General features: G+C 30.1%; 10 protein-coding genes. 5 read left to right on the top strand and 5 right to left on the bottom strand.

All coding sequences use genetic code 11. The annotated features are described in order from the left end of the window. Positions 1 to 12: 12 nt before the first annotated feature. The 4 genes from AC2D6T_RS09125 to AC2D6T_RS09110 form a co-directional block, all read right to left on the bottom strand. Positions 13 to 1680, bottom strand: a complete 1668-nt coding sequence (locus tag AC2D6T_RS09125; RefSeq protein ID WP_484681280.1) for an alanine/glycine:cation symporter family protein — start codon at positions 1678 to 1680, stop codon at positions 13 to 15. A 66-nt stretch (positions 1681 to 1746) separates the two neighbouring features. Continuing rightward, entirely contained in the window at positions 1747 to 2664 is a 918-nt protein-coding gene (locus tag AC2D6T_RS09120; protein WP_438988818.1) for an SDR family oxidoreductase, read from the bottom strand. After that, positions 2664 to 3662, bottom strand: coding sequence for a potassium channel family protein (locus tag AC2D6T_RS09115; RefSeq protein WP_438988819.1), 999 nt, complete (start codon positions 3660 to 3662; stop codon positions 2664 to 2666). Before AC2D6T_RS09115 ends, AC2D6T_RS09120 begins: the two co-directional genes overlap by 1 nt. A gap of 3 nt (positions 3663 to 3665) precedes the next feature. Continuing rightward, complete coding sequence (locus tag AC2D6T_RS09110) at positions 3666 to 3887, bottom strand: PspC domain-containing protein (protein WP_298948430.1); 222 nt, start codon at positions 3885 to 3887, stop codon at positions 3666 to 3668. A 154-nt stretch (positions 3888 to 4041) separates the two neighbouring features. Between AC2D6T_RS09110 and uvrA the strand changes: the two genes are divergently transcribed. From uvrA to AC2D6T_RS09085, 5 genes are all read left to right on the top strand, one after another. Continuing rightward, the gene (gene uvrA / locus AC2D6T_RS09105; protein WP_484681279.1) at positions 4042 to 6861 is read left to right on the top strand and encodes an excinuclease ABC subunit UvrA; all 2820 of its coding nucleotides are present in this window, start codon (positions 4042 to 4044) and stop codon (positions 6859 to 6861) included. Positions 6862 to 6962: 101 nt separating this feature from the next. Then, positions 6963 to 7670 (top strand): LOG family protein, encoded by a 708-nt coding sequence (locus AC2D6T_RS09100; protein ID WP_484681278.1) that lies wholly within the window; start codon positions 6963 to 6965, stop codon positions 7668 to 7670. A 158-nt stretch (positions 7671 to 7828) separates the two neighbouring features. Beyond that, positions 7829 to 10585, top strand: coding sequence for a gluzincin family metallopeptidase (locus AC2D6T_RS09095; protein WP_484681277.1), 2757 nt, complete (start codon positions 7829 to 7831; stop codon positions 10583 to 10585). A 144-nt stretch (positions 10586 to 10729) separates the two neighbouring features. Then, positions 10730 to 13183 (top strand): alpha-ketoacid dehydrogenase subunit alpha/beta, encoded by a 2454-nt coding sequence (locus AC2D6T_RS09090; RefSeq protein ID WP_484681276.1) that lies wholly within the window; start codon positions 10730 to 10732, stop codon positions 13181 to 13183. A gap of 128 nt (positions 13184 to 13311) precedes the next feature. After that, positions 13312 to 15729, top strand: a complete 2418-nt coding sequence (locus AC2D6T_RS09085) for a zinc-dependent metalloprotease (protein WP_438988824.1) — start codon at positions 13312 to 13314, stop codon at positions 15727 to 15729. Between the two features lie 5 nt (positions 15730 to 15734). Here AC2D6T_RS09085 and AC2D6T_RS09080 read toward each other — a convergent pair whose 3' ends face one another. Beyond that, the gene (locus tag AC2D6T_RS09080) at positions 15735 to 17006 is read right to left on the bottom strand and encodes a DUF2851 family protein (protein WP_484681275.1); all 1272 of its coding nucleotides are present in this window, start codon (positions 17004 to 17006) and stop codon (positions 15735 to 15737) included. Positions 17007 to 17110: the final 104 nt, after the last annotated feature.

Raw genomic sequence — 17110 nt, 5'->3', positions numbered from 1 at the left:
ATAAATTGTTTTTTACATATGCTCATTGATATCAACAGCACCATCTTCTATTGCTTCTTCTTTTTTGTTGATAGCATTCATGTATTTACTAAGCTCTTTCTTAATAACTGGAGATAACATAATTACACCAATAATGTTTGGTACTACCATTGCAAAAATCATAGCGTCAGAAAAGTCGATTACTGCTCCTAAACTAATAGATGCCCCCACAACAACAAACATTAAAAATAATACTTTATAAACTAAATCTGTAATTTTACCTTTTCCGAATAAGAATTTCCAACCTTGCATACCATAGTAAGACCAAGAAATCATTGTAGAAAACGCGAATAGTATTACTGCAATTGTTAACACTACAGAGAAATGAGGTATTACAGAATCGAACGCTATAGCTGTTAACTCTACACCTTCTTTAATTTCTACTCCATATTGCATAAACTGACCATCGAAATTTGTTATAATAATTACCAAGGCAGTCATAGTACAAATTACTACTGTATCTACAAAGGGTTCTAATAAAGCAACAATCCCTTCACTTGCAGGGTATTTAGTTCTTACTGCAGAGTGTGCAATTGCTGCAGATCCCACACCAGCTTCGTTAGAAAATGCTCCTCTACGTATACCTTGTATCATCACCCCAATTAAACCACCTGCTATCCCTAAACCAGAAAAGGCACCTTCATAAATTAAAGCAAAGGCATCGTCTATTAAACTAAAATTAGCAAACAAGATAATTAAAGCCGCTAACACATAAATACCCGCCATAAAAGGCACTACTTTTTCTGTTACAGAAGCAATTCTTTTAATACCTCCAATAATTACAACTGCTACTAAAACAGCCATTACTATACCAAAATACAAACCTGCATTTGGTCCTGTTAGTTCAAATAATTTTGTAAACTGTGCGGCTGCTTGGTTTGCTTGAAACATGTTTCCACCACCAAATGAACCTCCAATTACAAAGATTGCAAATAGTACAGCTAAAACTTTACCAAAAACACCAGCTCCTTTTTCTTTTAATCCTTTGGTTAAATAGTACATTGGACCTCCATAAACAGTACCATCTTCACCAACATCTCTATATTTTACCCCTAATGTACATTCTGCAAATTTTGATGCCATTCCTAAAAGACCAGCAACTATCATCCAAAATGTGGCTCCTGGCCCACCAATGGATAAAGCTACTGCTACACCAGCAATATTACCTAAACCAACTGTAGCAGATAATGCTGCCGTTAAGGCTTGAAAGTGAGAAACTTCACCATCAGCACTTTCATCTCTAATTGTTTCAATTAAATCGCCGCCTGGAGTTTGATCTCCATATGCTTTTTCATTATTTTCTTCATCTACAATTTTTTGTTGAGCATTTTCACCATAAAGATTATCTACACCATGTTTTTCTATATCTTCATACTTACCTCTAACGACCTGTATCGCTGTTAAAAAACCTGTAAAATTGATAAACTTAAAATAAATTGTAAAAAATAAAGCACCACCAATTAATACAATTAATACCCATGGTATTTGAAAGGTATCAGAAAACGGAATTTCATAAAAAATAGCATCTACAAACCAGCCTGTATAATTTTTAAAAGTAGCATCAATGCTATCTGTTGTACTTTGTGCAAATGATATCATTGGAAATACTAAAAGCATTAACGAAAGAAATTTTTTCTTCATAATATGTTTAATTGTTTTTTAATTAGTGGCTTGCAATATCATAAAAAATTGCGCTTTTAACAACTTTTATGAGTTAAATGTGGTTTTTATTAATTGTTCTTTAAACCTTTTTAAGTCTTCTGTAAAGGATTTAGGGTAGAAACTTAATTGTGAATTTGTTTTGGTTAAATCGAAACCTGTTTTTGCAGGTCTTGGTGCTGTTTGATTTAAAGTTGCAGTTGAAATTGGTTGTATAAAGTTTTTATTTAAACCAAAACAATTGGCAATTTCTTGCGCAATTTGATAAACACTTAATAATGTATTGGATGCTATATTAAAAATTCCTATCGCTTTTTTATCGATAGCAATTTTACAAGCCATTGCTAAATCTACCACATAAGTTGGCATTCTATATTGATCATCTACAATGGTGATTTCTTGTTGGTTTTCTAACATTTTTTTTACCCAAAGCACAATGTTGTTTCTACTCATATTGTACACCTTACCATACACTAAAATGGTTCTTAAAATTGTAAAATCTATGGTTGAATTGGTTAACACCTCTTCTGATTTTAATTTAGACAAGCCATAATAGCTTAAAGGATTGGGCGCATCTGTTTCTTTATAATATCCTTTTTTACCATCAAAAATAAAATCTGTAGAAATTTGTATTAAATGGCAATTTATAGTTGATGATATTTCTGCCAACCATTTTACAACGTCTACATTTAAAGTATCACAGGCTTTTTTATTGGTTTCGCAATCATCTACCTGCGTCATTGCCGCTGTGTTTATAATAAAATCAGGGTTTATTTTTTCTACTTCGTTCTTTAGACGGTTTTTATCAGTAATATCAATAGAAACATAATCGAAATCGGTTCTACCAGTTCTATTTTTTCCTCTAGAAAAACCAAAAACTTGGTAGTTTTCTTTTTCTTGTAACAATAACTCTAACAAAGATTGCCCTAACAACCCATTACTACCTGTTATAATTACTTTTTTCATTAAAATAACTGTCTAAGTTTTATAATTTGTTCTGGTCTTCCTAAAACTATTAAATGTGAGCCTTCAATTAATTTTATATCTGCTTCTGGGTTTATTACATAATCCTTATCAGGATTTTTAAAGCCAATAACTGTACAACCTGTTTGTCTTCTTAAATCTAAATCTAAAATAGTTTGATTAATGTATTTTTTTGGTAAATCATCTACAGCGATTTCTTCTAAATTCGCAGTAGTTTCTCCTTCTATTGTTAAACGATCTACAAACTCAATAACATCTGGTGTAGTAACTAAAGACGCCATGTGATTACCTCCTAATTTATCTGGCATAATAACATTATTTGCACCTGCAATTTTAAGTTTACTGTAAGAAGATTCGTTAGAGGCTCTACTAATAATTGTACAATTTTTATTTAACTGACTTGCTGTTAAAACAACAAATAAATTATTAGCATCAGAAGGCAAGGCTGTAATTAAAAACGATGCATTTTTAATACCCGCTTTTAGTAAAGTTTCGTCTAAAGTTGCATCACCTTCTATGTTTAAAATATTTTCTGAGTCTAAAAAATCGACAATTTCTTTGTCTTTTTCTACAACAACAAATTTCTTGTTGTAATTATTTAACTTTACAATGGCTTGTTTACCGTTTCTACCAAAACCACAAACAATAGTATGGCCTTTTAAATATCCTATTTGCTTCTCCACTTTTCTGTGTTTAAAATGTTCAAATAATTTACCGCTTACCAAATATTCTGAAAATGCAGAAACTGCATAACCAAAAAGGGTAATACTGGTTAAAATTAAAAAAATTGTAAATACTTTTTCTTCTGGAGAAAAAGGTTTGAGTTCTCCAAAGCCCACTGTTGTTACTGTAATTACAGTCATGTAAACAGCATCTATAAAATTGTAATTAGACAAACCCATATACCCCATAATACCAATGGCTAATACAGAGGTTACCAAAATGGCTATTCTTTTTATTTTAGATTGTAGAATTGGCATATTTTATAAGTCGAAAACCGAACTTCTTTTTGTGTAAATTTTATCTTTTAATTTTAATAAAAATGCCATAGTCAAATACAAACCAAAAGACAAACCTACTGTAAAAAATGTAACATAAATAAAAAACAAACGTACGTTTACAGCTCTCATGCCTAATCTATCTGCCAATCTAGAAAAAACACCAAAACCATTTCTTTCAAAATAATGTCTTAGGGTATTGATCATTTTTATTAAAATATACGGCAAGATACTATTTATTAGAGTTTTTTCAATAAAAAAACAACTCCTTTCACATAAAAACATTGTTAAAGGTTTATAGTTTGGTATAGAAATTAAATATCTATTGATTAACTTTGCTTTTTTCTGAAAAAACCCACATTTGAAAGAGCAAGAATTTATAGAAGTTTACGGAGCAAGAGCACACAATTTAAAAAATATTGATGTAAAAATTCCTCGTGAAAAACTCGTTGTAATAACAGGTTTAAGTGGTAGTGGAAAATCATCTTTAGCTTTTGACACCATTTATGCTGAAGGACAAAGACGCTACATTGAAACTTTTTCTGCCTATGCAAGACAGTTTTTAGGTGGTTTAGAAAGACCTGATGTAGATAAAATTGATGGTTTATCGCCAGTAATTTCTATTGAGCAAAAAACCACCAATAAAAGCCCGCGTTCTACAGTGGGAACAATTACAGAAATTTACGATTTTTTACGACTTTTATTTGCAAGAGCTGCAGATGCTTATTCTTACAACTCCAACGAAAAAATGGTAAGTTATTCTGATGAGCAAATAAAACAATTAATTTTAAAGGATTTTAACGGAAAAAAAATAGCCGTCTTAGCACCTTTAATTAAGTCTAGAAAAGGACACTATCGTGAACTTTTTGAACAAATTTCTAAACAAGGTTTTGTAAGAGTTCGTGTTGATGGAGAAATAAGAGAGTTAGAAAAAGGCATGAAATTAGATCGTTACAAAACTCATGATATTGAGGTTGTAATTGATAGATTGGCTGTAAACAATTCTATAGGCAAACGTTTAGACGAAACCATAAAAACCGCCTTGTATTCTGGCAACAATATCATGATGGTTATCGATGTAGATACGAATGAACCTCGCTATTTTAGTAGAGAATTAATGTGTCCAACCACAGGAATTGCCTATCCAAATCCAGAACCGAATACATTTTCTTTTAACTCGCCAAAAGGCGCTTGTAGTTCTTGCAACGGGTTAGGAATTACCAATGAGATCAACCTAAAAAAAGTAATACCCAATGATGCTATTTCTATTAAAAATGGTGGAATTGCACCTTTAGGAGAACAAAAAAATAGTTGGATTTTTAAACAAATTCAAAACATTGCAGAGCGTTATCAATTTACATTAACAGACCCAATAAAAAATATTCCAAAACAAGCCTTAGAAATTATTTTAAATGGCGGAAACGAATCTTTTGAAATCGCATCTAAAACTGTTGGCGTTCGAAGAAATTATAAAATAGATTTTGAAGGTATTATCGCCTTTATTACAAATCAATATGATCACGCAGAAAGTACATCTATTAAACGTTGGGCAAAAAACTATATGGATGAAGTTACATGTTCTAACTGTAAAGGCAAACGTTTAAAAAAAGAAGCGCTTCATTTTAAAATTTTAGATAAAAACATAAGCGATTTAGCACAAATGGATGTGACTGAATTAGCTTCCTGGTTTAAAACTATAGAAAAAAAATTATCTAAAAAACAAATTACAATTGCCACAGAAATTCTAAAAGAAATAAGAACTAGAATTCAGTTTTTACTGGATGTTGGCTTAGATTATCTAACTTTAGACAGGACTTCTAAATCGCTTTCTGGCGGAGAAGCACAAAGAATACGTTTGGCTACACAAATTGGCTCTCAGCTTGTGGGCGTTTTATATATTTTAGATGAACCTAGTATTGGTTTACATCAAAGAGATAATCAAAAACTTATAGATTCTTTAGTAAAATTAAGAGATATTGGTAACTCAGTTTTGGTGGTAGAACATGACCAAGACATGATAGAAAATGCCGATTTTGTTTTTGATATTGGCCCAGGAGCAGGAAGACATGGAGGAGAAATTGTTTCTGCAGGCACTTTTAAAGAGCTTAAAAAACAAAGAACATTAACTGCAGATTATATTACAGGGAAAAAGAAAATTGAAGTTCCTGCTAAAAGAAGAGAAGGAAATGGAAAAACCATCAAACTAAAAGGTGCATCTGGTAACAATTTAAAAAATGTTTCTGTAGAATTTCCATTAGGAAAAATGATTTGTGTAACTGGGGTTTCAGGTAGTGGAAAATCTACATTAATTAATGAAACTTTATACCCAATTTTAAATGCACATATATACAAAGGTGTAAAAATACCAATGCCTTACAAGAAAATTGAAGGTTTAGAACATGTAGACAAAGTTATCGATATAGATCAATCTCCAATTGGCAGAACACCTCGTTCTAACCCAGCAACTTACACAAAAACTTTTGACGAAATTAGAAGCTTGTTTGCAAAAACTCCAGAAGCCGCCATACGTGGTTATAAACCTGGGCGTTTTTCTTTTAATGTAAAAGGCGGCAGATGTGAAACTTGTCAAGGTGGTGGAGTTCGCGTAATAGAAATGAACTTTTTACCAGATGTACAAGTAGAATGCGAAACTTGCCAGGGAAAGCGTTTTAATAGAGAAACTCTAGAAATTAGATACAAAGGAAAATCAATTTCTGATGTTTTAAATATGACCATTGAAGACGCTACAGATTTCTTTGAAAATATTCCTAAAATACATAGAAAATTAAAAACCATTAAAGATGTAGGCTTAGGTTATATTACTCTTGGACAACAATCTACCACTCTTTCTGGTGGTGAAGCACAACGCATAAAATTGGCTGCAGAACTTTCTAAAAGAGATACTGGAAACACCTTTTATATTTTAGATGAACCTACAACCGGTCTTCATTTTGAAGACATTAGAGTTCTCATGGAAGTTTTAAATAAATTAGCAAACAAAGGAAACACTGTACTCATTATAGAACATAATTTAGATGTTGTAAAATTAGCAGACTATGTTATTGATGTTGGTATGGAAGGTGGTAAAAAAGGTGGTAAAATACTAACTACGGGAACTCCAGAAGAAGTTGCTCTACATAAAAAAAGTTATACTGCTCAGTTTTTAAAGAAACTATTGTAACAATCTAATTCAACTATTAACTATTACTCCTTAAAGTACTTAAAAAAGAATTAAATTAGCATACTAATTTTAAAAAAAATTAGTTTTAAAAAATTTTTAAAATGACAAATGACGATAGAAAAATAAGAGAAAAATTACAGCAAAAAACCTGGAACGAAATAAAAACAAACGATTCTTGGGCCATTTTTAAAATTATAGCAGAGTTTGTAGAGGGTTATGAAACTTTAAGTAAAATTGGCCCTTGTGTATCTATTTTTGGTTCTGCAAGAACAAAACCAGATCATCCATATTATATTTTAGCAGAAGAAATTGCATTTAAATTAACTCAAAATGGTTATGGTGTAATTACAGGTGGAGGCCCAGGTATTATGGAAGCTGGAAATAAAGGTGCAAACAGAGGCAAAGGAATTTCTGTAGGTTTAAATATTGATCTTCCTTTTGAACAACACAATAATCCTTGGATTGACGCAGGTAAAAGTCTAGATTTCGATTACTTTTTTGTTCGCAAAGTAATGTTTGTAAAATACTCCCAAGGCTTTATTGTAATGCCTGGTGGTTTTGGTACTATGGATGAACTTTTTGAAGCAATAACCTTAATCCAGACTCATAAAATTGGACGTTTTCCAATAATTTTGGTAGGTAAAAAGTTTTGGGGAAGCTTATTAGATTGGATTAAAAATACACTTTTAGAAGAAGGAAGTATTAGTGAAAAAGACTTAAATCTTTTTAGATTAGTAGATACTGCAGAAGAAGCGATAGCTCACTTAAATAAATTTTATTCTAAATACCAATTAAAACCAAACTTTTAAAAGACTTTTAAAAGAATATGTCTTATTTTTTAATTGCTTATTCATGCTCTTCACATGGACAAACAAGTTAAAAAAACAAACCTAAAAAATTTATTAAAATATAATTGGCAAAATCTACTTACATATCTATTACGCTATTTCTTTGGAGTTTTTATTGCATGTCGCAACAAAACAACATCACTATTAAAGCAAGTTTAAACACAGATAAAAAAACACTTTTAATTCAACAAGAAGTTTTATATTTTAATAATTCTAAAGACACTTTAACACGTCTTTTTTTTCATAATTGGCCTAATAGTTTTAAAGATAGAAAAACACCTTTAGCTAAAAGATTTATTAAAGATTTTAGAAAAGACCTCTATTTTGCAAATCCAAAGAATTTAGGGTATACTTCTATCAAAAATATTTCTATCGATTTTAAAAGTGTTGTTTATAGCGAACTAAAGAACAAGCCAGACATTTTAGAGTTATTTTTAGACACCCCTTTATTACCAGGAAGTCAGAAAAAAATTACACTAACCTATTCTGTAAAATTACCCAACCATAAGTTTACCAATTACGGTTTTAGTAAAAATAAATTTAATTTAAGATATTGGTATATAAGCCCAGCAATTTACAAAAACGGTTGGCAATTAATGAGCAACTTAAATTTAGATGATCTATATGAAGATTTTACAACATTTAACATCCACTTTACACTACCAAAACATTTAAATTTAGTTAGTAGTTTAAAAGCAACTAAAACAAATAATATAACAACAAACACATATAACCTTAAGGGTACAAACGAAAAAGATGTTATCATTAATATTGCAGAAAATAATACTTTTAAAGAATTCATAACAGATAAAAATACTATACAAACTAATATTTTAGAAGAAGATATTGGCAAAGAACTTACAGAAAAAATTTTAAATAGAGAGTTACAGTTTTTAGAAAATCACCTGGGTAAACTCCCTATAAAAAATATTTTTATAGACGAGGTAATGCGTAAGAAAAACCCCATTTATGGATTAAGCCAATTACCTGAATTTATTAGTCCTTTTTCAGACGTTTTTACATATGATTTAACCCTCTTTAAAGTACTCTCTAAAAGATATATCAAAAAATCTTTATTGTTAAACAGCAGAAAAGAATATTGGTTGATAGATGGTATACAAAACTATTTGATAATAGAATATATTAACCAATATTACCCAGAAGTTAAATTGTTGGGTAAAGCATCAAACTCCTGGTTTTTAAAAAGATATAATATTTCTAAACTAAAATTTAACGAGAAATATCCTTTTGTATATCAATTTACAGCTAGAAAATTTTTAGATCAATCACTTACAACCTCTGCAGATTCTTTATCAAATTTTAATAGAAAAATTGTTAATACATACAAAGCTGGTTTGGGTTTTGTGTATTTGAAAGGTTTTTTAGGAGATACTGTTTTAAACAAATCTATTAAAGAATTTTATCAAAAAAATAAATGCAAAATTGCCTCTAGCAAAGAGTTTAAAAATGTATTACAAAAAAATACCACGAAAGATGTCGAATGGTTTTTTGGCGATTTTCTAAAAACAAACAAAAAGATAGACTACACAATAGAAGATGTTGAAAAAGATGGAGATAGCTTAAAAGTTACCATAAAAAACAAAAGAAACATTACTACACCTGTAGCTTTTTATGGTTTAAAAAACAATAAAATTACCTTAAAAAAATGGCTGCCTAATATAAAGGATCAAACCACTATTTCTGTTGCTAAAAATCAATTTGATCAATTGGCATTAAATTACGAAAACATATATCCAGAATACAATACGTTTGATAATTATTACAATATCAAAAAGAATTTTTTTAACAAACCGTTTAAATTTACATTAATAAAAGATGTAAAAGCGCCAGACTATAACCAACTATTTTACCAGCCTACTGTTTCTTATAATTTTTACGACGGATTAATTTTAGGAGTTAAATTGCACAACAAACCTTTAATAAAAAGGAATTTAGAGTTTAAAGTTTCTCCAGGGTTTGCTTTAAAAAGTCAAAAAGTAAATGGCTCTTTTAATGTTTTGTACAATCAATTTTTCGAAAAAACAAGTATTTACAAAATAGCTTACGGTGTTGTAGGAGGCACCTTACAATATGCACCAGATTTATCTTACAGTTCCTTAATACCTTATGTAGATGTAATTTTTAAAAGAAAATCTTTAAGAGATGCTTCAAATGAATTTATTAGAGCAAAAATGGTTCACATCAATAAAGAGGTTGCACCAACAGCTATAAAAACAGACCAAGACAATTACAATGTTTTCAGTGTAAGTTACAATTACATTAATCCAGATATTATAAAAGAAAACAGGTATATTTTTAGCACAGAGGTTTCTAAAAGTTTTTCTAAAATAGCTGCAGATATAAGGTACCGAAAACTAACAACCTCAGACACCCAATTAGATTTTAGAATTTTTGCAGGTGCTTTTTTGCACAACAATTCCAATGGCGATTATTTTAGTTTCGGTTTAGACAGAGCTAATGATTATTTGTTTGAATTAAATTATTACGGACGTTCAGAAGATTCGGGTATTTTTAGTCAACAATATATCATTACAGAAGGTGGTTTTAAAACGGTACTACCAACTAGGTTTGCAAATCAATACATGCTGTCTTTAAACTCTAGTATTGGTCTTTGGAGGTGGGTAGAGTATTATAATGATGTTGCTTTTTTAAAAAGTAAGCAAAAACCAGTATTTTTTGGGTATGAAAATGGTATTCGCTTAAACTTTATACACAATATATTTGAAATCTATTTTCCCTTATACTCCAATAACGGTTGGGAAATTTCTCAACAATCCTATTCACAAAAAATAAGATTTACTTTTACTGGCGAAATAAGTAGGGTTTTCAATTTTTTTAGGAGAGGTTTTTTCTAAAAATTAAAAACAAAGGTTTTTATTGCATTATTCTTAATAATTGAATAATTTTTCACAAAAACATTACAAAATGTTTAATATATTAATATATTTTTAAATATCAACTAAAAAAACTACCTTTGTAATAGTTAAAAAATAGGTTAAATGTTAGAACAAGAGCTTACTAAAAATAAAAAAGAACTTTCATTCGAAGATTTTAAAGCAGAGGTTTTAAACGACTATAAAATTGCTAAAATTAGTAGAGAATGCAGTTTGTTAGGCAGGCGTGAAGTTTTAACAGGAAAAGCAAAATTTGGTATTTTTGGCGGTGGTAAAGAAGTACCTCAATTAGCAATGGCAAAAGCCTTTAGAAAAGGAGATTTTAGATCCGGTTATTACAGAGATCAAACCTTTATGATGGCTATTGGAGAACTTACTGCTCAACAATTTTTTGCAGGTTTATATGCACACACAAATATCGAATTAGAACCTATGTCTGCTGGTAGACAAATGGGGGGGCATTTTGCAACTCATAGTTTAAATGAAGACGGCTCTTGGAAAAATTTAACAAAACAATACAATTCTAGTTCAGACATTTCTCCAACAGCAGGTCAAATGCCACGTTTGTTAGGGTTAGCTCAAGCATCAACAATATATAGAAACGAAAAAAGTGTTCAAAACGGCTCTAATTTTTCAATTAACGGAAATGAAGTTGCTTGGGGCACCATTGGAAACGCAAGTACAAGCGAAGGTTTATTTTTTGAAACCATTAACGCTGCAGGTGTTTTACAAGTACCTATGGTTATGAGTGTTTGGGATGATGAATATGGTATTTCAGTTCATGCAAAACATCAAACTACCAAAGAAAGTATTTCTGAAGTCTTAAAAGGGTTTCAAAGAGACCATAAACATGATGGTTATGAAATTCTAATAGTAAATGGCTGGGATTATGTACAATTAATTGATACTTATAATAAAGCTGGAAAAATAGCTAGAGAAGAACATGTACCAGTTTTAATTCACGTTAAAGAATTAACACAACCTCAAGGACATTCTACCTCTGGCTCTCATGAAAGATATAAAGGTAAACAAAGGCTTCTTTGGGAAAAAGAGCATGATTGTATTGCTCAAATGAGAAAGTGGATTTTAGAGTTTGAATTAGAAGCAGAAAATGGAGAAACTTTACGTTTTGTAGATTCTGAAGAAGATTTAATCATTTTAGAAAAAGAAGCCAAAAAGATAGTAACTACAGCGAAAAGAAATGCCTGGAGTGCTTATAGTAACGAAATTAGAGATGAAGTAGATAAAGCAGTAAACCTATTAGAGCAAGTTGCTAATAAAAGTAAAAACAGCGCATTTATTGAAAAAAATAAAGCCGATTTAGAAAAAATTATAGAACCTATTAGAAAAGATATTTTAACTACTTGTAGAAAAACATTAAGATATCTAAAAGATGAAAATTTTCCCGAAAAAAGAGCGTTACAAAACTTTATAAAAGCTAGTTTAAAAGACGCTGAAAAAAAATATTCAACTTTTCTTTTAAGTGAAAGTAATTTAAGTGCATTAAATGTTGTGGAAAAACGACCACAATATGCACAAGAAAAAAATATGGTAGATGCAAGAATTATCATGAGAGATAATTTTGACGCTATCTTAAAAAAACACCCTGAAGTTGTAATTTTTGGAGAAGATGCTGGTTATATTGGCGATGTAAACCAAGGTTTAGAAGGTTTACAAGAAAAATATGGAGACATTAGAATTTCTGATACTGGTATTAGAGAAGCAACCATTATTGGACAAGGAATTGGTTTAGCAATGCGTGGTTTAAGACCTATTGCAGAAATACAATATTTAGATTATTTATTGTATGCTTTACAAATAATGAGCGATGATTTAGCTACTTTACATTATAGAAGTTTTGGTAAACAAAAAGCACCATTAATTATAAGAACACGCGGCCATAGATTAGAAGGTATTTGGCATGCAGGTTCACCTATGGGTGGTATTATTAACAATGTAAGAGGTATGCATGTTTTGGTACCAAGAAACATGACCAAAGCTGCTGGTTTTTACAACACCTTGTTAGAAGGTGATGAACCAGCTTTAGTAATAGAATGTTTAAATGGTTACAGACTTAAAGAAGGATTACCTAAAAATTTAGGAGACTTTAAAACTGCAATTGGACTAGTAGAAACCATTAAAGAAGGTACAGATATTACGATAGTTTCTTATGGCTCTACATTGCGCTTGGTAGAAGAAGCTGCAAAAGAATTATTACAAGTAAATATTAATGTAGAAATTATAGATGCACAAAGTCTTTTACCATTCGATTTAAACCACGACTGTATAAAAAGTTTAGCAAAAACAAATAAATTATTGGTGGTTGATGAAGATGTACCTGGTGGAGCTTCTGCCTACATTTTACAAGAAATTTTAGAAGTGCAAGATGGCTACCAACATTTAGATAGCAAACCTAGTACTCTATCTGCAAAAGCACACAGACCTGCTTATGGTACAGATGGCGATTATTTTTCAAAACCCTCTACAGAAGATATTTTTGAAAAAGTATATAAAATTATGCACGAATACAATCCTGAAATATATAAGAGTTTATATTAAAAAGTAGTTTAAAATCTATAAAAAGAGCATAAAGGTTAAATTTTATGCTCTTTTTTTTTAACAATCCTATAAGAGTATTCTGCAATCAATTTAATAGTTTAGTATACTAAACTTAAACAAACCAACACATGAAAAAAATAATCTTTTTATCTTTTGCTTTATTAATATTTTTTGCGTGCTCACCACAAAATAGCAGAATTTTAAAAAAACAAACAACAGCAAAAACATCAACTTCTAAAAAGAAAAGAGCAAAAAAATATACCGACTTTGTAAAAAAAGAGACAAAAACAGATGATGGAGTATTTAAAGTTCATAACAATAAAGATTCGTATTTATACGAAATACCTAAAAACCTTTTAAATAAAGACATGCTTCTAGTAACCAGAATTAAAGATTTACCTACCGGTTTAGGAGGTGGTTATGTAAATGCGGGTTCTAAAATAAACACACAAGTTATTGTTTGGGAGCATTATAAAAACAAAATATTACTAAAAGTAAAATCTTACAATGCCATTGCAAACGACTCTTTACCAATTTACAAATCTGTAAAAGCAAATAACTTAGAACCTATTATTTATGCTTTTGATATCAAATCACAAAACATAGATTCTACAGCAGTTTTAATAGATGTTACAAAATTCTTTTCTACAGATGTAAAAGCAATTACTGGCTTACCATCGTATTATAGAAAAAGATATAAGGTTAGAAGATTAGATGCTTCTAGAAGTTTTATAAATAGCGTAAAAAGTTACCCAAAAAATATAGAAGTTGTACAAGATTTTACGTTTGATGCAGATGCACCACCGAGTAATTCTTCTACAAACACCATTACAATGCGCATCAATCAATCTATGATTTTATTACCAGAAAACCAAATGATGCCAAGAATTTACGATAAACGTGTGGGGTATTTTTCAATCGGAAATGTAGATTACAGTTCAGAAGCCTTAAAAGCAGAAAGTAAAAGATATATTAGACGTTGGCGTTTAGAACCAAAAGATTGGGCTGCCTATAATAAAGGTGAATTGGTAGAACCCGTAAAACCAATTATTTATTATTTAGACCCAGCAACACCCAAAAAATTAAGAAAATACATCAAACAAGGTGTAGATGATTGGGCAAAAGTATTTGAAACTGCTGGTTTTAAAAATGCAATTATGGCGAAAATGCCACCAACAAAAGAAGAAGATCCAGATTTTTCTATGGAAGATGTTCGTTATTCTTCTATAAGATATGTAGCAAGTACCACAAGAAATGCAGTTGGCCCAAGTGTATCAGATCCAAGAACAGGAGAAATTTTAGAAAGTGATATTATTTGGTATCATAACCATTTGCGTTCTTACAGAAACCGATATTTATTAGAAACAGGTGCAGCAAATCCTTCTGCCAGAACTTTAAACACTCCAGATGAAGAAATTGGAGATATGATGCGCATGGTAATCGCACATGAAGTTGGGCACGCGCTAGGTTTACCTCATAATATGGCAGCAAGTTATGCTTATGATACAGAAGATTTAAGAAATGGAGATTTTACTCAGAAAAATGGAATTGCAGCAACTATTATGGATTATGCTAGATATAATTATGTAGCACAACCAGGAGATAAAAACATCCGTTTTATAAGACAATTAGGACCCTATGATCATTATGCAATCAATTGGGGATATCGAAAAATACCATCAGCAAAAAAACCTGAAGAGGAAGTTGCTATTTTAAACAAATGGATTGAAGAGAAAGCAAACAATCCTATTTACAGATTTGGTGCGCAACGTTTTGACCCATCTGCACAAACAGAAGGTATTGGAAATGACCAAGTAAAATCAAGCACTTATGGGGTAAAAAATTTAAAAATTGTTGCTAAAAACTTACCAAAATGGACCTCTAATCAAACAAATAATTACGAAGATTTAAGTGAATTGTATGGAGAGTTATTAAGTGTTTGGGGCAGATATGTTGGGCATGTAGCCGGAAACATTGGTGGTGTTTATGAATTTCATAAAAAACCATCACAATCTGGAGATATTTATGTGCCAGTATCTAAAGATAAGCAAAAAGAATCTATGCAATGGTTGCAAGAAAATGTATTTAAAACTCAAGATTGGTTACTAAGTAAAAATATTTTAAATAAAATTGATGAAGCTGGTTACATATCAAAATTTGGAAGTTACCAAAACAGATATCTTAGAAGTATTTTAAGCACAAGAACTTTAAATAGAATGATAGATGCAGAGGTAATTCTAAACAACAATTACACTGTTGTAGATATGATTAGTGATTTAAGAAAAGGTATTTTCTCTGAAACAAAATCTATAAAAAATGTAACTGTTTATAGAAGAAATTTACAAAAGTATTTTATTGATAGAATGAAATCTTTAATGGAAGACAAATCTTTACAAAATACAGATATTTCATCTATTGTTCGTGGAGAATTAACTACTTTAAAATATCAGTTAAATGTAGCAAGTAAAAGAGCTGTAGATAAAATAACAAAATACCATTACAAAGATGCTTTTGTAATAGTTAACAATATTTTAGACCCAAAATAACTGAACTATTTATATAAAATAGTTTTTCCTATTGCGCATTGTAAACATTGTTTAGGTGCGCAATAGTTATTTTTAAGCTCTAACAAAGCCTGTGTATCAAAAGCATTTTTAGACCAAACGCCCAAATCAGAAAATTTAGAAATGATACTATTTTTTTCTGGTTTTATCTTTTTCAAAAGCTGCAAAAAAGAATCTTCATCTACTGCTCCTCTACTCTTTTGATAAAGAAATTTTAAAGGTAAAATGGTATTTATGATTAACAAATCTATAAAAGACTTTGTAAGCTTTTTATGAGATTTTTTTGAAACCGAATTAAAATGGTAATGTGTTTTCCAGAAAGGGTGCATTTCAATAGCAAACAAATCGTAAAACTCTTTTAGTTCTTTTAAATTTATCAGCTTAGAAAATAAATTTTTCTGTTTACTAAACAAAGCTACCAATTGTGCAATTCTAATAGTAGGAAAATTATTAGGGCGCATTCTAAAAAATGAAAATTGCGCTTTCAAAATTGGCTGTAAGTGATATTTATGTTGCAAATATTGAAACTCATTTTTAAGTTGTAAATGATAATCATTTTCCTGTACTTCCTCTAAAAAACCTGCCTGCCCAAATAACAAGGCTGCAAATTGATGCTCATTAAAGTTGACTTTTTGCACCACAGAAAAATCGATAGATTTGGCTAGTGTTAAAAACGCATCTCCATTTATTTTTAAACCAAAATTTTTAACTAAAAGCTGAAAAAGTACAGCTTCAAAATTATTATGTTCTTGTTCTAAAAGATTTTTTATAACTGATGATTTTTGTTCTAATCGTTCAAAAAAGAGGCGTTCTTTCCAATTTTCTAGTGTAAAATCATCTATTTTATCAATTGATTTCTCACAGGGAATCCAGTCTTTTTGGGTAAAAAGCAACGATCTGTAATTACTTAAAACAAGTGGATTTACCAATTTGTTTAAAACCAAAGTTGGCAAGGGTAAATTGTTTTTCATGAAAATTACAGCATCATTTTCCCAAACTATATGTAAAATAACTGCATCATAATTTGGGTCCGTTTCGTGTTTGTGTAAATACCAATCAGAAGATTTCAAATGAATTTCTATGTTACCAACCCAAACTTGTCCATCAATTTTAATCTGTGCGTTTAAAAAATCGGGACCTGCATTAAAATTATGTATCCCAAATTTTAAAATCTCTAAATCCTCATAAGAAGTTAAACGTAAATTATTGTTAGCAAACAATTTAAATTTCCAAACAAAGTGCAGAAAATCTTCATTCATAATTTTTTGTTTTCAAGGTACAAAAAAATTGATACTTGTATAAATTTATACAATAATCTACTTTTTACAAAATAACAATAATACCTTATTTTTGAGGTAAAATA

This window comes from Polaribacter sp. YIW18, from assembly GCF_057219325.1.
This window is presented reverse-complemented; position numbering and strand designations above follow the sequence as displayed.

Coding starts and splice junctions, on each gene's coding strand:
- AC2D6T_RS09125 (WP_484681280.1), bottom strand. CDS start 1,680: ATGAAGAAAAAATTTCTTTCGTTAATGCTTTTAGTATTTCCAATGATA.
- AC2D6T_RS09120 (WP_438988818.1), bottom strand. CDS start 2,664: ATGAAAAAAGTAATTATAACAGGTAGTAATGGGTTGTTAGGGCAATCT.
- AC2D6T_RS09115 (WP_438988819.1), bottom strand. CDS start 3,662: ATGCCAATTCTACAATCTAAAATAAAAAGAATAGCCATTTTGGTAACC.
- AC2D6T_RS09110 (WP_298948430.1), bottom strand. CDS start 3,887: ATGATCAATACCCTAAGACATTATTTTGAAAGAAATGGTTTTGGTGTT.
- AC2D6T_RS09100 (WP_484681278.1), top strand. CDS start 6,963: ATGACAAATGACGATAGAAAAATAAGAGAAAAATTACAGCAAAAAACC.
- AC2D6T_RS09095 (WP_484681277.1), top strand. CDS start 7,829: ATGTCGCAACAAAACAACATCACTATTAAAGCAAGTTTAAACACAGAT.
- AC2D6T_RS09090 (WP_484681276.1), top strand. CDS start 10,730: ATGTTAGAACAAGAGCTTACTAAAAATAAAAAAGAACTTTCATTCGAA.
- AC2D6T_RS09085 (WP_438988824.1), top strand. CDS start 13,312: ATGAAAAAAATAATCTTTTTATCTTTTGCTTTATTAATATTTTTTGCG.
- AC2D6T_RS09080 (WP_484681275.1), bottom strand. CDS start 17,006: ATGAATGAAGATTTTCTGCACTTTGTTTGGAAATTTAAATTGTTTGCT.